Source organism: Paenibacillus sp. P4_A9 (assembly GCF_056402415.1).
The window spans coordinates 1-22791 of record NZ_JBFUHL010000054.1; the positions used below are offsets into that span (position 1 = coordinate 1).

A 22791-nucleotide genomic window follows, 5' to 3' on the forward strand; every position below is an offset into this window, starting at 1 on the left:
GATGATGTTGAGCGATTCCTGTGGCCGTTAACTATCGATAAAATGTACGGAGTTGGCTCTCGAATGACGCGGCACTTTGTCGCACTTGGTATGACTACGATAGGGCATGTGGCTAAAACCCCATTAGCGACACTTAAACAGAAATTCCGAGCACGGTTCGGAAAACAATCGGATATTCAAGCGGAAGTTATGTGGAGAACGGCAAACGGATTAGACGATAGTCCAGTTACGCCTGGAACTTTTGATATCGCACCAAAATCTATCGGCCACGCTATGACGCTCCCTCGCGATTATGTGACGGTTGAAGAGGTTGACGTAATACTGTTGGAGTTAACGGAAGAGGTGTGCCGCGATGCTAGGTCGAAGGGGTTTACAAGCGGGACAGTCCATGTTTTCTGTATGTGTTCGCCTTATGACTCTCCAACAGGTTTCAGTCAACAGCGTAAGATGCCAATGAGTACGAATCATACCTTGAAAGTTTACGACTCGGTGCGCGAAATATTTCGTCGTAATTGGAACGGATTGCCCGTGCGAAAGGTAGGCGTTACTTTGGGAACTCTTGCAGAGGAAGAAGTTACTCAACTTGATCTGTTTGAAGATGTGACGAAACTGCGCGAACTTGATCGTGTGTTGGATGGCATTAAAGACCGTTTTGGAAATACAGCAATCATACGTGCTTCGAGTCTTATGAAAGCAGGATTAGCTACGGACAGGGCCGGTAAAATTGGGGGGCATTATAGATGAGCAAAAAACTAGAAATGAATGGTCTATGGGAATCAAGTCGAATGATGCTTCCTCAACATAAAGAATCCGCAATCAGAGGTCAGAAAGCAAAGCAATGTATTCAGCGACAAGCGCTCGATGAGCAAGAAATCCATTTCATTTCTGCTACAATTAGCCAATCCCAAATTTACAAAAGGACTGTTCAACTCACTATTTACGACAAGTACCAGTCACGAACAGTTTCAGGTATAGTCTCACGTAGCAAGCAAAGTGAATTTCGTTTGGACATTGTTGATCCGTTTAGTGGGGTAGAGGATTGGGATTGGATTAGATATCAAGATGTATTGAGGGCAGAGCTATGCCTAAAGTGGAGCGAGTATGAAATAGATTAATCTTTAGAAAGTTTATTTAATAATCCCACCTCATTAAACTTCGAAAGCTCTCGTGTTACGAAAAAAGAATTGTTTACTTTTAATGGTTAATTTTTAAGCATTGGTGAACATGTCCAAGGGAAAGCATCCCAAGGGCTTTTTTCTTTTGGCAGAGGTAATAGAAATATTACTAAGGGTGCTCTAGTGAACAAAAGAAGATCTGCCATAGAGCAAGATCCTCAATTATCGTTTCCCGTTAGTTTAGCGATGCGTATCCGAAGGTATCCGAAGGGATTACAAATGGTTGGAATCGTCTTTATTTGGAATCCTTTGCTTAACGGGGAATAAAATATCAATAAAGCTTAACAAAACCGCTGCAACAAATAGAGTAAATAGATTTTCATGGTCAACGCCTATAGCCCAGCTTCCTCCAATAACCGTTACCAAAACAACCGCAATTAATACAAGCGAAACCCATAATGAGCAGGTTCTAATTGGCTTGATAAACCGACCTCCAATGAATGTTATTAACCTATACAATAAAAAGAAGGCTATAAACATTAGTCCATCTTTAAGAATGATAACTATCAACTCCAGCAACATACTTTGTCTCCAATGTTTACATTGTACTTATGCCCAAAAATTCTGAAACTATGCTAATCTGCCCGTAGTTCAATGAATGGATTGCTCAGCTTCATAATGAAACATGTTCTTACCATCTTTATCAAAACCATTCAAGATAAATCCAGGTTGAACTTTACTGTATTTATTTTGCAATGCAAACCATAGTTTAGTCCCATCACTTAGTTCGACTATTTCAGCATCTTTATCAATATTTTTGCTTGAGCCTATATGTTCGATATGAAGTCTGGTAATCGACTGTCCCTTTACTATGCCAATATAAAACTGATATTGCTTATCTTCATCCTTTGCATTGGAATCAAGGTTAACCCAATTCCAAGCAACATCCATTTCGGTAGAAGGGGACGATACGCCTCCTCCAAAGCCCCATTTATATTTGTTCCCAACCTTATAAACAATTCCAGCATCTACGCCTCCATTAGGATTTTCATAGATTAAAATGATGCTATCTTTCACTTCTTCTTTATGATAAATCTGTTTATTTTGTATTCCTTCACTTTGCATGGCTTCCTCAATTGATTTGTATCCGTTATCTGTACAACCAGAAAATAAAAGGAATAAACTCGAAACCAACAAAAGAATCACTTTTTTCATAAACATTTCTCCTTCATTGGTACGACGTTATTTTCTTCTTATATTAGGACGCTAAAAACAAACTAATGTTGCGCTAAACTGCCCGTTAGCGTAACAAACAAAAACGGCTGCCGAAGCAACCGCTGCTGTTCCACTATCGTGTCCCATTAGTTGAACAATAACTTCACCCATTGAACCTTTATTCAATAAAACGATAAACTCGAATATCTCAATTAATTAAATAAAGTTAGGTGAATGGCATGATTTAATCATTGGTCTTTATTTTTGCTATTTCTAAACAACCCGATTACTAATCCGACTAAAATTCCGAAAACAATTCCAAGACCTACATTATCAAATGCTGCTCCAAACGCGACACCTAATGCAGTTCCAACGCTTATGAAAACACCGATTCCGACACCTTTCATTTCAATAAATCACTCCATTTCTTTACTTCATTCCAAAAACGTCACTGTTTCATATTTGTTGCATAAGATGGCTTGCTCACTCTTGCTATAATCTAAAGAAGCCAGTTCAAAAATGCGCTTTTGTGCTTCAAGATTACGCTGCAGTTTAATGATTGCATTCTCAGATTGCGAAGGTGTTTCTTTCTCTAGACTGGTTAGTTTAATCGCATTGTCTGCTGCAAGTTTTTTTGTATACTCAAACATTAGATTCACAAGCACATCCAACTCGTCCGTTGAAAGTACAATGCTGATTTTTTCAGAATCAGAATGCATTTTCAGGTCACCCAAACGTGCCATCACATCTGTAATTATCTCCATTGTAAGAGCACCCTTGCGCACAGCGTTTAGGTAGACCTTTAGATCCTCTCTAAATTTTACAACCTCATAAGGCTCTCGATTTTTCATTGAAGGCTCTTGATTTTTCTTTGCCCTACTTTTAATTCCAGTGCCAATAGCTTTTGCTATTTCAAACCCTGCTATAATAAGAGCTGTATTATTCATGGAAAATTTAAAACCCGTGCTCCCATACTCCATATTTTATCTTCATTCAAGTTGACTTCTTCAAGAAAGTCTACAAATTGCCCTTTGTGTCTACCTGTATTATGACGTAGAACGCCTCCAGTTCTTATATACTCTCCAGTTAAAATCTTCATATAAATTTCATCAGGTACGTCAAAATTAACTTGAATAATTGTCATTCTTTCATCTCCTTTCATCTATCTCACCGGCTCAACTACCAACTTCACACCTTTATTTTAAAGGTTACTAATTAAAATATCTAACTCCATTTCATTCCTCTTTTATATTAGATTTYGGTTCCATAACCTTCTTTTGGAAAGTTCCTTCTTGAACTAAACTGCCCGTTAGCCTTTCATGCAGCGCAAGATCAGCGCTGCACCACAGAAGATGAAAATGGATAAAATCCGTCAATACTTCTACTACGGCTGGGTGAGGAAGGTCGATCAACTATGGTGCGTTAGAGCCCATCCGTTAGTCTGACTCCACCGACCACGGTGCATCACAGAATGTCGCTCCTTCGGGAAGCACTCATGGTAGATTAATCCTATTTTGGTTGTTGCACCAGCCCCCAATTCAAAGCCGGAGAAAGGACAATTTCAATGGATATACTCATTGAGCGCGCATGTGGCATGGATGTTCATAAAGATTCCATTACTGCATGTACAATGACACCCGAAGGAAAGGAGATTCAAACGTTCTCTACTAAAACCGTATTTCTACTCCAGTTAATTGACTGGATTAAAAAACATGGCTGTACTCACGTAGCGATGGAGAGTACAGGTGTCTTCTGGAAGCCAATAGTGAACCTATTAGAGGCTGAAGACATTAAATTTTTAGTTGTAAATGCTCAACATATGAAATCTCTCCCAGGACGTAAAACGGATGTGAAAGATGCGGAATGGATTGCCCAACTCCTTCGTCATGGGCTGCTAACGGCGAGCTTCATTCCGAACCGTAACCAAAGGGAACTGCGGGAACTAGTTCGGTATCGCCGAAGCATTATTGAAGAACGAGCTAGACAACATAATCGGATTCAAAAAGTGTTAGAAGGAGCAAACATCAAGCTTGGTTCTGTGGTTTCAGATATTATGGGAGTCTCATCTAAGGACATGCTTAACGCTATTGCAAACGGCGAAGAAGATCCTGAAAAACTAGCAGGCCTCGCTCGACGATCTATGAAAAAGAAAAAAGATGAACTCGAACTCGCTCTTCGAGGTTACGTTAATTCTCATCAACGCTCGATGCTTAAAACCATTTTAGGTCACATTGATTTCCTTTCAGAACAAATTGAGATGTTAGATCAAGAAGTTGCCCAGAGAGTTATTTCAGATCAAGAAGACATAGATCGATTAGATTCTATCCCTGGAATTGCCACTCGAATGGCTGAACAAATCTTAGCTGAAATTGGAACAAACATTAAAGAGCAATTTCCAAGTGCGGCTCACTTGTGTTCTTGGGCAGCAGTTGTACCCGGACATAATGAGAGCGCAGGCAAAAGGAAGTCTTCTAAAGGTAAGAAAGGAAACAAATATTTGAAATCTGCCCTAACAGAGGCGGCACATTCCGTAGGTTCCTCTAAAAACTATCTTGGTGCTATGTATAGGAGAACTTTAGCACGAAAAGGTAGGAAAAGAGCTGCTATTGTAGTGGCCCATGCCATGCTAAGAATCGCTTATTATCTACTTACACGAAAAGAAATGTATGTTGATCTAGGTGAGGATTATTTTGATAAGCAAAAACTTGGAGCAATTGTACGGAATTCGGTTCGAAGGCTTGAAACTTTAGGCTACAATGTTACGATTTCGGAAGTCTCCTGATCTACGCCCCTTATATCCTTGGCGCTACACTTTTTAAAAATGAATGGGCAGCGTCTTCTTTAGTGCTGTTCATTTTCTTCGACTGCCAGACTTTTAATTTTCATGGTAGTTGAATGAAATCCATGTTTTATCTAGTCAGTATCCGTTAGACAAATCAGCCATAATCTACTCTTATGCTCATCAAAAATAATCCATGTAGATTTCCAAGCAATATTAAAGAACCAGTCACTCCATGCACTGTTACTTGTAAAAACAAATGATTCTTTGTATCTATCTTCAAAAATAATGTTACCCAACTCAGACGCAATTTTCTTAGCTTCTCTTGGACTTCCTTCAAAGCTTCTATATGCACCACCAAAACAAAGTCTAGAAGCAATTTCACCGTCAAATGTAAAAGGATTGCCCCTATTGAATACTACATCTTTATGAAAAGGGGCGACTATCCTCAATTGTGGTAGTGCAGAAACAATATCGTAAGAAGACAAAAGATTCTCAAAATAGCCTGTAAATTCATTATCAATCATCGGTAATGAGTCGAATACATCGTTGTTGTTTACCTGAAAGCATGAGAGTATTACCCCACCGTTAACATGAGTGTAGCTAAGTAATTGAATAATTTCATCAACGATAGCTGAATCGAGTTTTATCTTTTTGAATGTATGTTGCTTCCACAAAATGAACATTCCCCTTTAATATAAAATTGCTCTTTCATTGAACTAACGTTTTTCGTTAGCGGAATGATTTCTTTCATATACAGACAAAACTGCGGCTCATCAATATTCTCTATCTCATTTCTTAGATTTCCTCGATAAATTATACCGAATAAAGCAAAAAGGAGTAAAGCCAATAAAGAATATTGGCTTTTTTGAAGAAGGAATTTTCTTTGATATTACGATTTAATAATTCAATTATAATTAAGTTCTTTTATTAACCAAAAGATTAATTGTGAACTAACCAAAAAAAATCCAAATAGCAATAATCATTTTTTGAGATTCAGTTAAAACATATACCTATTTGTTTATTTTATGCTCTGTTTTAAAAAAGACACGTGTTATAAAATATAACAAGTCGTAATAAATATTACCAACACTGAGGAGGATAACTTACATTAATGAGAAACTTAACATTAGATAAACTGAAATTCATCGAAAGCCAATGCGTTAACCCACAAGATGCAATCATCATAAGTTTATTAATAGAAGGCGTTGACATTAGCGAACTTGTAGGTTTAAAACAAGATTCCCTTAATCTAAAAAATCATATACTTACAATTAAAGACTGTTATGGAAAACAGAGGGAAATGGTAATTTCAGAGAGATGTGTTGAACTTTTTCAAAGTGCCGTAAAGCAGTCTAAATACATTTTGAATACTGGATATAACCAAACTTGTCAACGTACAGTCACTTTAAGAAACAGCGATTATCTCATTAAGGTGAGTTTGCAAGATTACGTAGCTAATAAAAGTATGATCATCGAGATAGATTCCGTTATTAAGAGAGCCGTTTATATGAGACTTAACAGATTAGCAGAATTGTATGCMTTCGATGAATTACCTCAATTATCAACAGTAAAACTTAAACTTRAAGAACCGGCTTACGCTTAAGGTTCAAWAAACTAAAAAAAGGTGATGTGCTATGCAAATAAGAAAGAARATGGACATTGACTTGATTTTGGACAACTTTTCCTCCATTGCTCATTGGGACCAATTAGATAAAAAACACTACTTCGTATTCGCTGACCGAAAACGCGGGGGGCAATGGACCTTGATGTACTATCCCAACGATTGTTTCAGCGTACATGGAATGGGTGAAGACTATCTAGACGAAAACGAATCGTTTTATTACGAACGCAATAGCATCGTTTCGTTTMTATGGGATAATCGTTCCGCTTTCAATTCCGCTGTAAAAAGTTGAATAATTCTCAAGTAATATAACCCCATATTCATTCAACATTAAAAATTATCACACCAGTAAAAGCCTTTTCATACAGCCCGCAAGCTGAATAATAGGCTTCTTCAGTAAGGGTCCTTTATTCAACTAAAGTTCTTCGTTAGTCAACGAACTGTTAATTAACGCCTATTAATTGATTTTGTATTAAAATAGGACATTCAAATGATTTAGTCAGAATTGTCATTCTTTTAGGGAGTGGCAAGCTCTGCCCCCCCATTCCTCTGGATTAACATCTCGGATGTGCTTCGCGAAGATCCATTGATGACCTTCGAGATCGACCGCTACATACTGTTGTTCACCGTATTCCGTTATATTTAACTCTTCTAGGATGCATGCATTAGCCTTCTTGGCAATCTGATAATGCGATTCGATGTCCTCGACGAAAATCATGAGAATCTGCGTAAGCCCGCCGAGTTTAGAAGGACTGGTTGCCGATCCACTAGGACTTTTGAGCATGATCCAAACATCTCTTAGATGAAGCAATGACCCATGGAGCCTCCCATCGGGTAGCTTGAAGTTGTAGTGTTCTACAAAACCAAATGTTTTCCCAAGCCATGCTGATGCTGCGGCGACATCCTCGTAAAACACGTGGGGAAGTAAAGTGTCCATAGGAACTGAGCGATTATACACGTGAATAACTCCTCCGCGAATGATAGGTTTTTCTTCTCAGTGTATCCATAGTTGAATGAATTTGTAAAGTTGCTGCTATTCTCTTCTAAAGCCAGTTGTTGCGCTATCCTGCCAGGTAGCTTAATATCCCAATAAACCGCGCTGTAAACAACGTGGCAATAAGGTGCAAGTGATCAAGCAGTACGTCATTGAACAAATGGATGAACAAGCCGATGTACTCTCAGGTATCCTATGATAAGGACACAGTGAAGAGAAACAACATTGTCAAGAAGCTGATCGACAGGGGTGACAATGATCGAACAGATGACGAGCCAATCCTTGAGATACGATATAGACAGTTGGGCTAGAAGCATATAATAGAAGAAAAGCAGTCGTCAAAAGGCAGTCTCTAAAACGGAGATTGTCTTTTTTTCATACCCATTTGTGATTTCTGGTCCTTATACAAGTGTAAGAGAGTTGCATCAATCATTGAGATTCTATTAACACGAAGTTATTGAAAAAGTTTCGCCCCTTGTTGTGAAATATTCAGTTTCGCTACGATTAACTCCATATAAGAAACAAAGGCAACAAGTTTTTGTAAAAGATTCGCTCTTTGTTGTGAAAAGTCTATTCTCACCACGACATATCTCACGTAAGGTACAAACGCAACAAGTTATTGAAAAAGTTTTCACCCATTGTTGTGAAAAATCTAGTCTCACTGTGATTAGTCCCATGTAAGACAAGTGAGCAACAAGGTGGTGAAACAAATGAAGTTGCAAATGACTTTGTGAAAATCGAACCGTTTCTTTCGACATATTTTCCGGGAAATTGTGAAAATGTGTGAAAATTCTAGTTTCGCTGTGATTACATCTGTGTAAGTCAAATGTAAACGAAACGATAACGAAGGAGGGAAAATGAAATGGTACGCATGAACGAAGAAACGAGAGTGAAGTTGAAAGTACTGGCTCAAGCCGATGACCGCTCGATGACAAACTAATTGGAAGTATTGGTCAACAAGTTGTACACGGAATTGAAATGCAAGTAATCACAATGTAAGTAACCAACCAACTAAAAAGGAGCGATTTATCATGACACGTACACATGAGCAAGCATTCACCTACTTTGAAGGACACGGTATCCAAGCATTTGGTGATCTGTGGCAAGAAATTGAACTAAAGCGTGAATATGCTGACTGGCTATGGGACATCGTTCACAACCATTTTGATGAACAAATCCTGTCCATAAAGTACAGTATCTCCGATTCTGAAGCACTGGACTTCATAGAAATGGTTGGTGAAGACTTGACAGAGTTTATAAACGAACTGGAAGCAGACGAACTGGAAAACGAAAAAAATGTTCTGAAAGAGGATGGTAAGTAATGCACTGGTATGAGCTAATCAACAATGTATCGCCAAACGCCATTCTATTCCATTTGAAAGGACACTCGAAACAGAATGAAGGGCACAAGGCTGACGAAATCTATAAGAAAGCAAAAGAGCCGATTCCAAGCCAAGCAGGATGGAATAAAACAAATTACACAGGTCGCTCTCAAAAGATAACCGAGGTTTGGGTTAATGAAGTCAATAACGGTTGGCTCGGTTTCAAGATTCCGGAGGGACTAATGATCTTGGACGTAGATCGCACACACCGTCAGAACGCACCAGAATTGATTGACACGATCTTGCAAGAAATGAACGTCAAGTGTCACCGTATCGTTACTCCAAATGGTCGCCAGTTCGTGTTCAATGTCCCTGAGTTCGATGTGAAACAGGTGGCAGGACAGTATAACCTACTGGGTATATCGGTTGACACACGGACGCACGGTAAGGGCTACATTGTGTTACCAACTCCGAACACTGACGGACGATACTTTGAATCCATCGAGGACGAAATTGACACATTCCCTGATTGGTTGACACCACTGTGGACAACCCCGTCAGACGGCTCAGATAAGGCGCTACCAAACTATCCAATTGAGAGTGGACGTAATGACTTCCTGTTCCGTTGGTGTTCAAAGATGGCAAGTCAGGGGCAATCCAAGGAACAAGTGTCCATCGCTGCTCACATCATCGGCAAGTACCTCATGGTGATCAAAGAAGGTGATGACTGGGGAGAGGAAGAGATCAATGCCGTACTGGATAGTGTTTTCAAGGACGAGTATGTCGAAGCAAGACAGGTTCACTTGGACGAGTGGACACAGAAACAACTGGAACGGACAGGTGATGTTCAGGAGGGTCAATGGTGGCAAATGTCACAGAAGGGTTTCCCAGTGTTCAAGCATCATATTATGGCAAGGTTCATCAGGCAGAACTTTCATGTGATACGCTATGGTGACGAATCGGGCATCATGTACTACTACGATGCTGACGAGGGTTATTACAAGATGGACGCAAACCACAGGCTTTTGAATGAGACTATTCGCAATCTGGACGAGACATTGACCATTCATCAGGTGCGCGAGGTTGCCCAGTCGATCTACGAGACTTCAAAGAAGGTCGCCGAGTGGCATCAGACTCATATCCCAGTCAAGAACGGTTTGTGGGACGTAAATGAAAAGGGGCTTAGAGACTTCACACCAGATGTATACCTCGATTATAAAATTGACGTTAACTACGATGAGAACGCATATTCAGAATTCATTAACGAGACTTTGGACAAGATCTCAAACTACCATGAACCAACGAGGACAAATCTGGAAGAAATCCTGGGATCAGTTGTATCCCCCGAATTGTTACCAAGATATGCATGGTTCTTGTTCGGACGTACGGCCCATAATGGGAAATCGTTTTTCCTGCATATGATCATGCAGTTGGTCAGCCAGAAGTTCATAGGTGGATTATCACCGCATGATGTTGCCAAGAGTCAGTTCAAGGTTGCTGAATTGTATGGCAAGCGAGTTAACCTCATTGACGAAATCGGGACGGCTGCTATTCCTGAGTTTGACAAGATTAAGAGTCTCATCACAGGTGGAGTACAGTCGATTGAGTTCAAGGGCAAGGGTGCGTTCACAGCTAAGATAGAATGTGTCCAGGTGTGGGCAAGTAACTTCTTCCCGAATATTCGTGAGGAAGGTAATCAGGTTAACAGAAGACTTGAGATCATCCCATTCGATTTCAACTTCACTCTCGACCCTAATAAGTTGGCTGACACGGTTGCCGAGAATCTGGCAAAAGAGGACAGTGCGAAGGAATATCTTCTCAGGTTAGCAATCGATGGAATGTATCGCCTGATGTTAAACAAGGGAGAGCCATCACCGAATGAGAAACGGGTGGAACAGAAGGAAGAGTTCGTAATGAACAATGATAAACTGGGCGATTGGTTGGCTGAAAGTGGATATGACAAGACGCTGGCTGCTAAAGAGGACGGTTGCTACGATGTCATCGATTATGAGTCCTGCAACGATATATATAAGCGTTATGTTAACTGGAACACTGATCGAGGAGAGGATCGCCGTTACATGTACTCAAGGCAGAGACTTGAAAATGAGCTGATGAAGCGTTTCAACCTCAAGAAGGAGCGGAAGCGGCTGCATGATTTCAAGACCGGCAAAGAGGCTGACAACGCTGTGAAACGGTTCATTCGCAATACTGGGTAATCACTGGGGAAAATCTTGTGTCAGAATTTGACACAGAAATTCAATTTTGACACAAGCCTGACACAAGAAAAACCCAGTCGTACCAAGGCTTTCAGCGTTTTTGTGTCAATGTGTCAGAAATATTTAAAGAAATTACTATACATGTTATAAATTACTGTCTCTATATATACACGCTATATATAGTAGTGGCTAACTGAGCGATTTTGCTGACACATTGACACAAGCCTACTCCCACGCGGTTTTCAGCGTTTTTCGACTGACACAAGCCTGACACAAGATTTCAATTCTGACACAAGAAATAAGTAACTACCTACGGGTGTGCAAATCAAAACAAATACAAAGGAGACTGTACAATGAAACTGACATCTAACAAGATCGACGCTCGTAACAAGAAGATTATGAAACGTATTCTCCCTGAACTATCCAAGAAATATGAGATCAAAAGTGCCACTGCTTCATGCATTCAGTTGAAGCTGACGGACAAAGATGACATTGAAATCTGCATGAGTGGGTCACACGTTCCCAAGTTTAGTGTCTACGTTTGGAAGAATGAGAAAGACACCACCGACTACTTGCAGGGGATCACCGAGGAACGTCTAATTCCCGTGATTGACGAAATGATCCTCATGTATAACATGAATTTCAAGAGACCCATCTGGTTCCCTGACTACTACGCTTGGTACTGCAATTAACAACCTGGTCCATAACTGAACACGTTGAACACCCCCGATCCGTCACTGGAAAAGGGGGGGAGTTCATGCCATTTTACACGCGTTACCACAGTGGTGCGTCAGTGCGTAAATGCAATTTAGGGAGTTTCTTTTGAACTAAGTACAGTGTGCGGTCGCGGGGGGAAGAGGCAAAAATCGATTCCAAACCCCGGGGGGGACTAGATGGGAAACAACGCATTTACACTGTAAATATTTTCTAGACAAGCTTGAAACAGGGTTGATTGAATATAAACCCGATGATTGGAAGGTGTTAGAAGAAATAAATGAGGATACAAAACCAAAAAAATGGGAGGAGTAAATAATGCAACACTATCGAGGTATCAATCTGGTTAATGCCGTTTACATGAATAATCAAAAGTACAAACTAGCGGTTGACAAACTATGCGATCGTCTTGAAAAGACAGGTTACACATTGATCGGTGCTTATCACTCTACTTCCAAAAGGATCAATAGACGGTGTAACAACGGTCATGACATTCTGATCAAGCCCAAAGAATTTGAAGCAAAGAAAGCAGGATGCAAATGTTGCTGTTACTTTAACCGTCAATCCGATCTGAACACCGAATTCAAGAAGATTGTAAAGTGTCACAGACTGACTCAGCAAGAGCCATTCGACTTTAGGGCAGGCGTGTTAGCAGGATTGAAAGAGCGGTATCACTTTACTTACCCTTTTGATCAAGAGCATTGGATAAGCCAATACAAAGCGGTTAAGCATGTTCTCTTTAGTTGTCATTGTGATAAGTGTCGGAAAGGGGGTAAATCATTATGAATCCCACACGTAACTGGTTCGGACTCCCCCAGGGTTACACCCTTGACTGTAGCCTCAACATAACTGTTAAGATCGTGAATCAACCGAGTCAAACGGCATTGAAACGGGCGGGCTACGTATTGAACGATATTGCTAAAAAAGGTGTCCACAACCGTACCGCGTAATGGTTCAGTTTTTTCTTTATCACGTAAATTCAAACTTTGATTCCCTGCCCAATTATTGACTGGAAACGTTCTCTTTGCTATAGTAATTCCATAACTTGTCATGTAGAGGTGTCGCGATATGGAACTAATAATCAAAAATGTTGCACTTTATTTACGAAAATCACGCGACGAGTCAGACGGATTGGAGGACGTACTTTCCAAACACGAGTCACTGTTGTTATCCATTTCAAGCCAGCGTGGATACAACATACTGCACGTTTACAAGGAGATCGGCTCTTCCCAGTCAATCGACGTTCGTGACGAGATGTTGCAAATGCTCGATGATGTAAAGCTTGGACGCTATGACGCTGTGATGGTTGTTGACCTAGATCGTCTAAGCCGTGGAAACTGGTTGGAATTTGGTCGTATACAGGTAGCCTTTGCCGAATCCAAAACATTGGTAATCACGCCAAACAGAATCTACGACTTCAATGACGATTTTCAGGAACTTTTGACCTCTGTGGAACATCTCATTGGACGACAGGAATATAAACAAGCAGTCAAGCGTATGCAGCGCGGTAAAATCGGTGGTGTACAGCAGGGGAAATGGACGAACGGGAAGCCACCATATCCGTATAGATACGATAGGAATACTAAAACTATTATTGTTGAAGACGATAATCGTGTTGTTTACAATCGGATGCTATCGTGGTTCCTAGAAGACGAAATGCCCTGTTACAAAATAGCATGGGAATTGAACAAATTAGGCATACCAAGTGCAACAGGTAGTCAATGGAGCGAGAACGGCATTTACCGTATATTGACCAGTGAAGTCCATTGTGGTTATGTCATCTATGGTAAGACGAGCGGTAGTGGTCATATTAAGAAGAAAGCCCTGACTGGTGGTGTCACCCTCAAAGATCCTAGTCAGTGGATGAAGGTTCAGGGTATTCATGAAGTTTTGAAGACCGAACAACAACACGCACTCTTAATGGCGAAGCTAGAACGTAAAAGGGTAGTCCCGCGGGAAGCCCGTAAGCAAAAGAAGCGTCCTCTTAGTGGAATCTTGTTCTGTAGCAAGTGTGGGTATTCCCTGCAATTCACTGAGAAGTCAAAAGGAAGACTCATGGTCAAAACTTGCCAACACGCTAACCCTGTTGGTGTCCGTTGTGGCAATCGTGGGATATATGCCGATCACATATACTTCTTTTTGAACCAAGAATTAGACCGCTACGAGCAAGAACTGTTATCACAGACTCCCAAGCAAGATCAAGCTGACACTTCCACCCTTAAAATAGCATTGAAAAACAAGCGACAAGAGATTGCAGAACTACGCCAAGCCCTCGAGAGAGCAGAAGACAGGCTCATGCGTGGGAAGATCGATGAAGACAGGTACGAGCGGTTTGAACAGCAATTCACTAAAGAGATCGACCAAGCTATCCAAGATGTGAACAGTATTGAGTCCAGTATCCGTGTTCTTCAAACGTCGAAGAACGATACAGACCGATTGTCATCGTTGAACACGTTTAAACTAGCGTGGAATGGCGGGGAAGCATCGGCAGAAGACTTGAACACATTGGCAAAGGCGTTGTTCGACAGAGTGGAGTACAGCCGAGAAGGCAGCGACATAGACATTAAGGTCAAATTCCTGTAACCATGGACTTATTAGTCATGGTTTTTCTCTTGCCATTAGGTTATGCTAAATTGTGTGAATGGAAAAATTGAACAATAAGAAGGAGGTGGTCTTATGCCAACTCAAAATAAACCCAATAGATTAGCCAAGGAAAAGTCTCCTTATTTGCTTCAGCATCAATACAATCCAGTTGAATGGTTTCCTTGGTCAGATGAGGCTTTCGACAAAGCAAGAAGTGAAAACAAGCCCATTTTTTTATCTATTGGGTATAGCTAATTGGTTATTCTGAATACTTGTCATTGGTGCCATGTTATGGCACACGAATCCTTCGAAGATCAAGCCATTGCCGATATGCTATACAAAGATTTCATCTCTATCAAAGTTGACCGAGAAGAGCGCCCAGATATCGACCACATCTACATGGCAGTATGCCAGGCGATGACCGGTCAGGGCGGCTGGCCGCTGACGGTGTTCCTTACACCAGAAAAGAAGCCGTTCTTTGCTGGCACCTATTTTCCGCGCAGCCGTAAGTATAACCGAGCAGGATTTGTAGAGATCATTGCACAGCTTGCAGGTAAGTGGCGGGAAGATCCTGATCGAGTTTGCGAGCTGGGTGATCAAGTGATCACGGAAACAAGCAGTCGATTGCTCGAGAATCAGACAGGTGGATTTTTGTCAGAGGAAACGCTGCATGAGGCTTTTCGCTTATATGAATCTAGTTTTGATGGCAAAAATGGCGGGTTTGGCACTTTTCCGAAGTTTCCTACCTCACACAACTTGTCATTTCTATTGAGATACTACAAGAGAACTGGAAATGTGCGAGCGCTTGAAATGGTTGAAAAAACGCTTGATGCCATGCACCGTGGGGGTTTGTATGACCACATTGGATTCGGATTTTCCAGATATTCGGTTGATGCTGAGTGGTTAGTGCCGCATTTTGAGAAGATGCTGTATGATAACGCTCTTATGGTGATGACGTACATAGAGGCGTATCAGGTGACTGGTAAAGCGCAATATGCCGAGGTTGCTGAGCAAATTATTACCTATGTTCTTCGTGATATGACGGATGAGGGCGGCGGTTTCTATTCCGCGGAGGATGCCGATTCGGAAGGCGAGGAAGGCAAGTTCTACGTTTGGACGATGGACGAAGTTGAGGAAGTTCTTGGGATTGAAGAGGGTGATCTCTATAACGAGATCTACGGTTTGACGGAGTCGGGGAATTTTGAGGGAAAAAATATCCCGAATCTACGCAACACGACGCTGGCGTCTGTTGCGAGGCGGAAGCAGATCCCACTGGATGCGCTGAAGCAGCGTTTGGAAGCTGCCCGTGTTAAGCTGTTCGCGCATCGCGAGAAGCGGATCCATCCGGGCAAGGATGATAAAATTCTGACCTCATGGAACGGTCTGATGATCGCTGCGCTGTCCAAGGCGGCACGTGCCTTGGACAAGCCTTCGTACGCGGCCGCCGCTACGAAGGCGGCGGACTTCCTGCTTCGCGAGCTGCGCCGCGAAGACGGGCGCTTGCTCGCGCGCTACCGCGATGGCGAAGCGGCGTTCCTGGGCTACGTGGACGACTACGCGTTCCTCGTCTGGGGCCTGATCGAGCTGTACGAGACTACGTTCGAGCTGCGCTATCTCCGTGAAGCGGTACATCTGAACGCAGAGATGCTTCTTCTCTTCGGAGACGAAGAGAAGGGCGGGCTCTACTTCTACGGCAGCGATGCCGAGCAGCTGCTCACCCGCCCCAAAGAGATCTACGACGGCGCGATGCCGTCGGGTAATGGAGCAGCCGCGCTCAATATGCTGCGGCTGTCCAGGCTGACCTACGACGCGAAGCTGTCGCAGGCAGCCGACGAGCAGCTCCAGGCTTTCGCCGGAGCTGTGAGCAAGTACCCGCCGGGCCACGCGCTGACGCTGGCCGCGCTTGATTTCGCTTATGGCGAAGCCAGCGAAATCGTGATCGCCGGAGACCCGGCGAAGCACGAGACACAGCACATGCTGCGCGCAGTGCAGCGGCAGTACCTGCCGAATGCGCTGCTGATTCTTCACCCGCCGGGGGCGGCAGGTGAAGAGGTACGGCAGCTGATTCCGCTGGTTCAAGACAAGCTGCCGCTTGGCGGTCGTCCTACGGCGTATGTCTGCCAGAACTTTGCGTGCCAAGCGCCAACACAAGACATCGAGGATCTTGAAGAACTTTAATATCTTCTTGAAAATCCCGAAATCCCGAAAATCTCGAAAATCTCTAAAATCCCGAAAATCCCGAAAATCTCGAAAATCTCTGCCGAAACCACTGATAATAATTATCATTATTGGTTACAATAGACGTAGAAACAAAAAAAGAGGCCCCGAAGGCCTCTTTTCACACAGTCTTTGCAAAAAAGATGAATTAAACTTTGGACTCGAATGTTTGACAATCTGTTTCTTCTGAATTACGAGCTTGATTTTTGCCGTGGTGACTCACGATTGAAATCGAGCTTGCGTTGCATTTGTTCTCATTTGCCCAGTATTTGCAGGAATTTACTTCACACATTACATCTTTTGCCATGTCCCTCTCACCTCCCTTACCTCATAGGGTGGGCGAAAGGGACCTCTTTTTATACATAGAGTTAAAAATACTTATTGAAGTGGTTGGACTCTCCATCATCTAACGGACATGTGTGACGTTATTTCAGCCGTTATGTCACTCCTCAGAATCTAACGGACACTAGAGCCGTTATTTAGTCATGAAGACTCGGAAAATACCTGAATTTTGATGAATAGCGGCGCCTGTGTCCGTTAGATTTTAAAAACTCGTGAATTCGAGTTAATAAGGTCCATAGTGTCCGTTAGCGTGCGTCGAGGGGGGCTATGCTTAGAGGTTCCCTTAGCAAGATTTCCATATGCCATTCACCACCTAAGGAACTATCAACATATACTTGAAGTAACGTATCAACGAACTTCAAGGGGATGAACGTATGGCAACAGCCAAGAATGAGCTTCAAACCTGCGTCAGATGCAGGTACGTTGCCGAAAAGGAAGCCAGGTACTGCATACGTTGCGGAGCGCCGCTCAAAAACAAATGCACAAAAGAGAAAACCCTTTTGCATAAGGGCTGCTATAAGGTCAATAAAGCGGATGCCAAGTACTGCGCGGATTGCGGGACGGAGACGACTTTCAACCAGTGGGGGCTCATCTAAACCAAGTGTATCAAAAAAACACCTGAGAAAAGGATCCCTCCTAACCCAGGTGTTTATTGTACATACCACAGAAATCGTGTTTATTGCACATACCACAGAAATCGTGTTTATTGCTTATATCACAGAATTCCTGTTAATTGCACATATCACAGAATTCCTCTTTACTGCACATATCACAGAAATCGCATCTGTCTGTTGTACTTGCCACAGGCCAACTAACACTTGAACTACCTCTAACCCTACTTCTTCTGCAACACAGCCTGCCACAAATCAGCCGAATCATACCCTAGTCGCCATGCCGCGACACCCGCGATATCATACTTTTTCGCCAAGTCCATACGAGCCGTAACGGTAGCTTGATTCTCCACCCAAAGCACGTAAGTGAAGCCATTCTCTTTGTACTCAAGTTTATACTGACCAAACTCATTATCCCACGTTTGCGTAGTCGATTTGGCAGCCATTAAAGCAGGAATGTCCTTCATGAGTACCGTACGGTTACCGACTAATGCGCCTTTAGCATCCAACTGCCATTCACGTACATAATACGGGATGCCTAGAATGATTTTGTCTCGTGGAATACCGTAAGAAAGGAATTCTTGAATGCCCCCTTCGGCCCAAGGAATACCTGCAACTGAGCCAGGAGATGTGCTTCCGCGCCAGTACTGATCGTAGGCCATGATGCACATATAATCGACGATGGCACCTAGCTTTTCGTGATCAAAAGCGGATAGATGATTCCATTTCACGCTGCCGCGCGGCAGATCAATGGAAATAATTAACCCTTTCGCATGTGCAGCAGCAGTTAATTTAGATATAAACCCTGTAAATGCATTGCGATCAGAACCCGCTAAGCTTTCAAAATCCACATTGATCCCAGGAACCCCCAATTGTACGGAGCGGCCCACCAAAGCCGTAATAAACTTGTCCTGAGCAGCACTGTCTGCCAAAAACTGTGTTGTTAAGGAGGAGCTAAATTGATTGCTAACTAATGGATATACGGCATAGCCGCTTTTTTGCAGCCATTTGACGGTGTCGGCATTCGACGTATCTTTGAGATTGCCAGCAGCATCCGCCAACTCAAAATAAGAGGGTGAATCTACGTCTAGACCAATCGTATTTGCTACATGTGTTTTTATCGTCTCCGCGCCAGAGCTGCCGTTCCAGCCCCATACTTGCAGCTTTTTGAAATTATCCCACAGCATGCGGTGCTCCAAGGTTTGAATGGATGCATTGCTGTATTGTTTCCCATAGGACAAAGCTTCCGGTAAGGTTTTGAACTCACCGATGAGGTTGGTGCTTTGAAATACTTGGTATGACGCATAGTTGTTCCAAATCTTACGACCTTCCCGGTAAATGGCGCTGTGCCCCCATAGCTTGGCATAACTGATAGCATCATCTAAGGAAGTGAATTCCTGAAGTAAGGAATCATTTTGAAATACTTTATAAACTTTAAGATTGCTGTAAATGGTTTTTTTGGTGTTAATATTGACGACTGTGGAGTTTCCCCACTTCAAAGCTTCTTGAATGGCATCCTCTAAGGAAGCAAATCCCCAATTTGGAGCTGAAAATGTTCCTTGATACACGTTGTATACCACGCTGCCAGCGTTGTTTGCATTTTTAACAGCCGGGGAAATGTTATCCCAAACCCAACCATTCGAATTCAAATCGATAATATGTGCATTTCCCCATTTTTTGGCTTCCGTTATGGCATCTGTAAGACTACTAAACTTCCATGCATCTTGCGTAATTTCATTTTGATAGAGCTGGAAACGGGCATAATTGTTCCAAACCCAACCTGTGGATTGCAAATCCCGCACACTCGCGTTCGTCCACTTCTTTGCTTCGGCGATTGCCTCATTAAGCGTTGTGAATTGCCATTCTGGCAAGGTAACATCTTGCTGATACACCTGATAACGAGGGAGATTACTCCATACCCAAGTTCGGGTACCGATTTCTTCGACGTGGCTGTTCGAAAACCATTTCGCATAGGCTTCTGCTTGACCATAAGTTGCGAATTCCATGAGTACCTGATTGTACTGGTAGACGCGGTACTTCGTCGTTTTGTCAGCGCCATTGACACCAGCACTTGCTGCAAGAACTGTTGATGGCACAGTCATCGAGAGAAGTAAAGTACCGCTAAGTAACCATTTTCCAATTTTCATTCATTCCGCCTCTTTCTAGTAAACTACTCTATTGGACGTATGAAATGGTAGATTGGTTGCGCTTTCGACTTGTTGGAAGTTCATGGATGATTGTGTGAAGTTGGACGGTGACCAGACTTTTTAGTAACATGAGAGAGAATGGTTTAACCGTGATGAGTTTAAGGTGAGGGGAATTCTAATGACGCAATATCCAGAGGCATACACCGATTATTTATGTTATTTTCACGGAGAGCGGGATTATTTTGAATGTCATGAAGTGATGGAAGAGTATTGGAAAGAGCATCCCAAGGATCCTGCAAGATTAACGTATGTTGGGCTTATTCAAATTGCCGTGGGTATGTATCATAGTCGAAGAGGGAATTACGTCGGGGCTGTGAAAATGCTGCAAAGTGCAGCGAAAAACCTACTAGCTGAGGATGTTCGCACGTTAGGCTTGGATGATGAAGAGCTGCAAGTACGAATTAAGCAAGCTTGGCAGGCGATTGAGAGCGAAAACTATCAATTTGAAGATATGAATTTACCGATTTCTGATCCGGAGCTTCTGAACTTGTGTTTGGAATTATGTGAGCAAAAAGGGTGGAGCTGGCAAGCGCCAAGTCGGATGTCAGATGAGATGATTATTCATAAACACACGCGAAGAGATCGGTCAGAAGTGATTGAAGAGAGAGCCAGACAACAAGTCATTCGAAAGGAATTAGGTGATAGCCGATGAGTTCGGAAGGCAAAATTCTAGTCGTTGAAGATGAACCGAATATTTCTGAGGTTGTCAGGCTATATCTGGAGCACTCGAATTTTGAGGCGATTCAATTGTTTCGCGGCGGAGACGTTCTCAAAACCATCATGAATGAGCGGCCTAGTCTGGTGCTGTTAGACATCATGCTGCCTGATATTTCCGGTTACGAGCTGTGTGAGCAAATTCGAGTCATGGATGCACCCTTTAATCACACGCCGATTATTTTCCTAACAGCGAAAGGCGAGTCACTGGACAAGCTGAGAGGCTTTAATTTAGGGGTCGACGATTATTTAGTGAAGCCTTTTGATCCGAATGAGCTCATTGCCCGTATTAAGGCTGTGCTCCGTAGAACCTTGCAACTGCCGACTGATATGTCACAACCGCAAAGCTCATCTCGCAAATGGTTGGAAATAGGCAATATCATGATCGACTTGGAGCAATATCGGGTAACCGTTGGAGGCAATCGAATCGAATTGACCCCGAAGGAAATCGAACTGTTGTTTTTCTTAATGAGTAATCCAGGGCGTGTATTTACGCGCGAGGATCTGCTCGGGTATGTTTGGAATTTTGATTTTACGGGTGGTACACGTACGGTGGATGCCCATGTGAAAAACCTTCGAAAGAAGTTAGGTCAGCATGAGACCTGGAATATTCAAACCCTGTGGGGCATTGGTTATTCGTTCGAGGTCGTTCAGCATGCTTAAGCGTTGGGTCAAGGGAAAATACCATAGCCTATATATTAAAATTTTCCTTTCCTTTCTTGCGACCTGTGTGCTCTTCTTCATTGGCCTTTTCGTTTTTTGGAATTATTATTTTACGGATCTCTTTTACAAAGATAAAATCGAGCTTCTGGAGAAACGGAATGTAGAGATTGTCCGATTATTGAATTCGGTTCAGGATGGCACGATTTCAACGCGTGAGCTTAAATTTACGGTGCGTATTCTTGCTAGAAGTATTAATGGGCAAGTCTGGCTTGTAGATGAGAAAGGGACCATAACCACCGGCTCATCCGACAGTGAGGGTAGAGCAATTCCGAAGCAGATGGATCCCTTATTTATAGATGGTCTGCATGGGCATACCGGGCATAGCATGATAAGTTTGGAGACGCCGGAGGGCACAAGAAACCTATTCGCTTACTACGCTCCTTATCAATTAAACACACAGCCGATGGTTATTATACTTCATTTCCCTGCTGGTGATATTCGTGAAGTCATTTCTGCAGTCAGGTTGAACATCATTTTCCCGCTCCTGTTCTCTCTCTTAGCGGTAGGCTTTATTTTGTTCATCGTATCCCGTAAGCTTGCTGGGCCGCTGCAACAGATGAATAGGGCTGCATTGGAACTAGCCCATGGGGATTTCAAGACGCGTGTTCCCGTCACTTCACAGGATGAAGTTGGACAGCTAGCTAGAAGTTTTAACTTTATGGTGGAGAAATTGGAGGAGTGGGAAGAGACGAGGCAAGAATTTCTGGCCAATGTCTCTCATGAACTCAGATCGCCGCTTACGACGTTGCGCGGATTCATCGTTGCGATGAATGATCATATTATCCCGCAGGAGAAGTACCCGCATTATTTACGTATTTGTGATCAAGAGGTGCAACGTTTGCAACGTCTGGTAACGGATCTTTTGGACCTAGCTCAGATTCAAAATGGGGTTGATGTATTTCGATTACGTCCTGTTGATATCATCGAATTAGTGGAGGACTCGCTTGAGCTCTTGAAGCCTGCTATTGCGGAGAAGTACATTTCTCTGCATCTCATTGTGCCAGAGGAGAATGGGGACGGCTGTTTCGTGCAATTAGATCCGGATCGCTTCGCTCAAATCATCCATAATTTAATGTATAATTCGTTGAAATTCACCCCTGAAGGGGGGACGTTGACTCTAGCTTTGGAAGAGCATGAGAAGGAAATCCATTTGTATATTCGAGATACAGGGACTGGGATGAGCGATACAGAACTATCTCGGATCTGGGATCGCTTCTACAAGGCCGATGAGGCTAGAACGTCACAATCGGACGGTATTTCTGGGACCGGACTCGGTCTAACGATCGTGAAACATCTTGTTACGGGGATGAATGGCACAATTGGGGCCCGCTCCCGGATTGGGGAAGGCACGGAGTTTCGGATCGTGTTCCCAAGAAATAAGTAAGAGTTCACAATTTTGTCACAATTATTTCATA

The 22791-nt window shown here is 42.7% G+C and carries 22 protein-coding genes and 1 pseudogene; 14 read left to right on the forward strand and 9 right to left on the reverse strand.

Annotated elements, in window-relative coordinates; genetic code table 11:
- Both AC1DVJ_RS24260 and AC1DVJ_RS24265 read left to right on the forward strand, forming a co-directional pair.
- Positions 1-744 (forward strand): DinB/UmuC family translesion DNA polymerase (locus AC1DVJ_RS24260; protein WP_477594180.1); only part of this gene is annotated, 744 nt, incomplete at its 5' end.
- Complete coding sequence (locus tag AC1DVJ_RS24265; RefSeq protein WP_477594182.1) at positions 741-1115, forward strand: YolD-like family protein; 375 nt, start codon at positions 741-743, stop codon at positions 1113-1115. The genes AC1DVJ_RS24260 and AC1DVJ_RS24265, both read left to right, overlap by 4 nt.
- 273 nt (positions 1116-1388) lie before the next feature.
- Here AC1DVJ_RS24265 and AC1DVJ_RS24270 read toward each other — a convergent pair whose 3' ends face one another.
- The 5 genes from AC1DVJ_RS24270 to AC1DVJ_RS24290 all read right to left on the reverse strand — a co-directional run bounded on the left by AC1DVJ_RS24270 (position 1389) and on the right by AC1DVJ_RS24290 (position 3474).
- Entirely contained in the window at positions 1389-1697 is a 309-nt protein-coding gene (locus tag AC1DVJ_RS24270; protein ID WP_477594184.1) for a hypothetical protein, read from the reverse strand.
- Between the two features lie 69 nt (positions 1698-1766).
- Positions 1767-2330, reverse strand: coding sequence for a hypothetical protein (locus AC1DVJ_RS24275; RefSeq protein ID WP_477594186.1), 564 nt, complete (start codon positions 2328-2330; stop codon positions 1767-1769).
- A gap of 248 nt (positions 2331-2578) precedes the next feature.
- A complete protein-coding gene (locus AC1DVJ_RS24280; RefSeq protein WP_477589823.1) occupies positions 2579-2737 on the reverse strand; it encodes a glycine zipper domain-containing protein in 159 nt (52 codons plus the stop codon).
- A gap of 27 nt (positions 2738-2764) precedes the next feature.
- Positions 2765-3277: a hypothetical protein gene (locus AC1DVJ_RS24285; RefSeq protein WP_477594188.1), complete on the reverse strand. Its 513-nt coding sequence runs from the start codon at positions 3275-3277 to the stop codon at positions 2765-2767.
- Positions 3274-3474, reverse strand: coding sequence for a hypothetical protein (locus AC1DVJ_RS24290; protein WP_477594190.1), 201 nt, complete (start codon positions 3472-3474; stop codon positions 3274-3276). The genes AC1DVJ_RS24285 and AC1DVJ_RS24290 overlap by 4 nt, the downstream gene beginning before the upstream one ends.
- Before the next feature lie 420 nt (positions 3475-3894).
- Between AC1DVJ_RS24290 and AC1DVJ_RS24295 the strand changes: the two genes are divergently transcribed.
- Positions 3895-5112 carry an IS110 family RNA-guided transposase gene (locus tag AC1DVJ_RS24295; RefSeq protein WP_477594192.1) on the forward strand — a complete coding sequence of 406 codons (1218 nt, stop codon included), beginning with the start codon at positions 3895-3897 and terminating at the stop codon, positions 5110-5112.
- Between the two features lie 131 nt (positions 5113-5243).
- Here AC1DVJ_RS24295 and AC1DVJ_RS24300 read toward each other — a convergent pair whose 3' ends face one another.
- The gene (locus tag AC1DVJ_RS24300) at positions 5244-5786 is read right to left on the reverse strand and encodes a hypothetical protein (protein WP_477594194.1); all 543 of its coding nucleotides are present in this window, start codon (positions 5784-5786) and stop codon (positions 5244-5246) included.
- 437 nt (positions 5787-6223) lie between these two features.
- On the opposite strand from AC1DVJ_RS24300, the gene AC1DVJ_RS24305 reads away from it, so the two are divergent.
- Positions 6224-6715, forward strand: coding sequence for a phage lytic cycle repressor MrpR family protein (locus tag AC1DVJ_RS24305; protein WP_477594196.1), 492 nt, complete (start codon positions 6224-6226; stop codon positions 6713-6715).
- Between the two features lie 526 nt (positions 6716-7241).
- Here AC1DVJ_RS24305 and AC1DVJ_RS24310 read toward each other — a convergent pair.
- Positions 7242-7691: a VOC family protein gene (locus tag AC1DVJ_RS24310; protein WP_477594198.1), complete on the reverse strand. Its 450-nt coding sequence runs from the start codon at positions 7689-7691 to the stop codon at positions 7242-7244.
- 1067 nt (positions 7692-8758) lie between these two features.
- Here AC1DVJ_RS24310 and AC1DVJ_RS24315 point away from each other — a divergent pair.
- The 6 genes and pseudogenes from AC1DVJ_RS24315 to AC1DVJ_RS24340 all read left to right on the forward strand — a co-directional run bounded on the left by AC1DVJ_RS24315 (position 8759) and on the right by AC1DVJ_RS24340 (position 16740).
- Complete coding sequence (locus AC1DVJ_RS24315) at positions 8759-9049, forward strand: hypothetical protein (RefSeq protein WP_477594200.1); 291 nt, start codon at positions 8759-8761, stop codon at positions 9047-9049.
- Complete coding sequence (locus tag AC1DVJ_RS24320; protein ID WP_477594201.1) at positions 9049-11265, forward strand: DUF5906 domain-containing protein; 2217 nt, start codon at positions 9049-9051, stop codon at positions 11263-11265. Before AC1DVJ_RS24315 ends, AC1DVJ_RS24320 begins: the two co-directional genes overlap by 1 nt.
- Before the next feature lie 353 nt (positions 11266-11618).
- A complete protein-coding gene (locus AC1DVJ_RS24325; protein WP_477594203.1) occupies positions 11619-11957 on the forward strand; it encodes a hypothetical protein in 339 nt (112 codons plus the stop codon).
- A gap of 340 nt (positions 11958-12297) precedes the next feature.
- A complete protein-coding gene (locus AC1DVJ_RS24330; protein ID WP_477594205.1) occupies positions 12298-12765 on the forward strand; it encodes a hypothetical protein in 468 nt (155 codons plus the stop codon).
- 282 nt (positions 12766-13047) lie between these two features.
- A complete protein-coding gene (locus AC1DVJ_RS24335; RefSeq protein WP_477594207.1) occupies positions 13048-14562 on the forward strand; it encodes a recombinase family protein in 1515 nt (504 codons plus the stop codon).
- Positions 14563-14655: 93 nt separating this feature from the next.
- Positions 14656-16740, forward strand: a pseudogene (locus AC1DVJ_RS24340) (thioredoxin domain-containing protein).
- Between the two features lie 187 nt (positions 16741-16927).
- Here the strand turns inward: AC1DVJ_RS24340 and AC1DVJ_RS24345 are convergent.
- Positions 16928-17086, reverse strand: a complete 159-nt coding sequence (locus AC1DVJ_RS24345) for a DUF1540 domain-containing protein (RefSeq protein ID WP_477594210.1) — start codon at positions 17084-17086, stop codon at positions 16928-16930.
- Between the two features lie 409 nt (positions 17087-17495).
- Between AC1DVJ_RS24345 and AC1DVJ_RS24350 the strand changes: the two genes are divergently transcribed.
- Positions 17496-17717: a double zinc ribbon domain-containing protein gene (locus AC1DVJ_RS24350; RefSeq protein WP_477594212.1), complete on the forward strand. Its 222-nt coding sequence runs from the start codon at positions 17496-17498 to the stop codon at positions 17715-17717.
- Positions 17718-17956: 239 nt separating this feature from the next.
- Here AC1DVJ_RS24350 and AC1DVJ_RS24355 read toward each other — a convergent pair whose 3' ends face one another.
- Complete coding sequence (locus AC1DVJ_RS24355; protein ID WP_477594214.1) at positions 17957-19879, reverse strand: glycosyl hydrolase family 18 protein; 1923 nt, start codon at positions 19877-19879, stop codon at positions 17957-17959.
- 178 nt (positions 19880-20057) lie between these two features.
- On the opposite strand from AC1DVJ_RS24355, the gene AC1DVJ_RS24360 reads away from it, so the two are divergent.
- Genes AC1DVJ_RS24360 through AC1DVJ_RS24370 form a run of 3 tightly spaced genes read left to right on the forward strand, consistent with a single transcriptional unit; the run spans position 20058 to position 22760 of the window.
- Positions 20058-20591, forward strand: coding sequence for a DUF309 domain-containing protein (locus AC1DVJ_RS24360; RefSeq protein WP_477594216.1), 534 nt, complete (start codon positions 20058-20060; stop codon positions 20589-20591).
- Positions 20588-21316, forward strand: coding sequence for a response regulator transcription factor (locus AC1DVJ_RS24365; RefSeq protein ID WP_477594218.1), 729 nt, complete (start codon positions 20588-20590; stop codon positions 21314-21316). The genes AC1DVJ_RS24360 and AC1DVJ_RS24365 overlap by 4 nt, the downstream gene beginning before the upstream one ends.
- On the forward strand, positions 21309-22760 hold the full coding sequence (locus AC1DVJ_RS24370) for a sensor histidine kinase (protein WP_477594220.1): 1452 nt from the start codon (positions 21309-21311) through the stop codon (positions 22758-22760). The genes AC1DVJ_RS24365 and AC1DVJ_RS24370 overlap by 8 nt, the downstream gene beginning before the upstream one ends.
- The last annotated feature ends 31 nt before the right edge of the window (positions 22761-22791 follow it).

Bases quoted from the DNA above. Each gene is read 5' to 3' on its own strand.
- AC1DVJ_RS24290 (WP_477594190.1), bottom strand. From the start codon at position 3,474: ATGACAATTATTCAAGTTAATTTTGACGTACCTGATGAAATTTATATG.
- AC1DVJ_RS24275 (WP_477594186.1), bottom strand. From the start codon at position 2,330: ATGAAAAAAGTGATTCTTTTGTTGGTTTCGAGTTTATTCCTTTTATTT.
- AC1DVJ_RS24265 (WP_477594182.1), top strand. From the start codon at position 741: ATGAGCAAAAAACTAGAAATGAATGGTCTATGGGAATCAAGTCGAATG.
- AC1DVJ_RS24345 (WP_477594210.1), bottom strand. From the start codon at position 17,086: ATGGCAAAAGATGTAATGTGTGAAGTAAATTCCTGCAAATACTGGGCA.
- AC1DVJ_RS24285 (WP_477594188.1), bottom strand. From the start codon at position 3,277: ATGAATAATACAGCTCTTATTATAGCAGGGTTTGAAATAGCAAAAGCT.
- AC1DVJ_RS24270 (WP_477594184.1), bottom strand. From the start codon at position 1,697: ATGTTGCTGGAGTTGATAGTTATCATTCTTAAAGATGGACTAATGTTT.
- AC1DVJ_RS24325 (WP_477594203.1), top strand. From the start codon at position 11,619: ATGAAACTGACATCTAACAAGATCGACGCTCGTAACAAGAAGATTATG.
- AC1DVJ_RS24295 (WP_477594192.1), top strand. From the start codon at position 3,895: ATGGATATACTCATTGAGCGCGCATGTGGCATGGATGTTCATAAAGAT.
- AC1DVJ_RS24330 (WP_477594205.1), top strand. From the start codon at position 12,298: ATGCAACACTATCGAGGTATCAATCTGGTTAATGCCGTTTACATGAAT.
- AC1DVJ_RS24320 (WP_477594201.1), top strand. From the start codon at position 9,049: ATGCACTGGTATGAGCTAATCAACAATGTATCGCCAAACGCCATTCTA.
- AC1DVJ_RS24280 (WP_477589823.1), bottom strand. From the start codon at position 2,737: ATGAAAGGTGTCGGAATCGGTGTTTTCATAAGCGTTGGAACTGCATTA.
- AC1DVJ_RS24365 (WP_477594218.1), top strand. From the start codon at position 20,588: ATGAGTTCGGAAGGCAAAATTCTAGTCGTTGAAGATGAACCGAATATT.
- AC1DVJ_RS24335 (WP_477594207.1), top strand. From the start codon at position 13,048: ATGGAACTAATAATCAAAAATGTTGCACTTTATTTACGAAAATCACGC.
- AC1DVJ_RS24355 (WP_477594214.1), bottom strand. From the start codon at position 19,879: ATGAAAATTGGAAAATGGTTACTTAGCGGTACTTTACTTCTCTCGATG.
- AC1DVJ_RS24350 (WP_477594212.1), top strand. From the start codon at position 17,496: ATGGCAACAGCCAAGAATGAGCTTCAAACCTGCGTCAGATGCAGGTAC.
- AC1DVJ_RS24360 (WP_477594216.1), top strand. From the start codon at position 20,058: ATGACGCAATATCCAGAGGCATACACCGATTATTTATGTTATTTTCAC.
- AC1DVJ_RS24315 (WP_477594200.1), top strand. From the start codon at position 8,759: ATGACACGTACACATGAGCAAGCATTCACCTACTTTGAAGGACACGGT.
- AC1DVJ_RS24370 (WP_477594220.1), top strand. From the start codon at position 21,309: ATGCTTAAGCGTTGGGTCAAGGGAAAATACCATAGCCTATATATTAAA.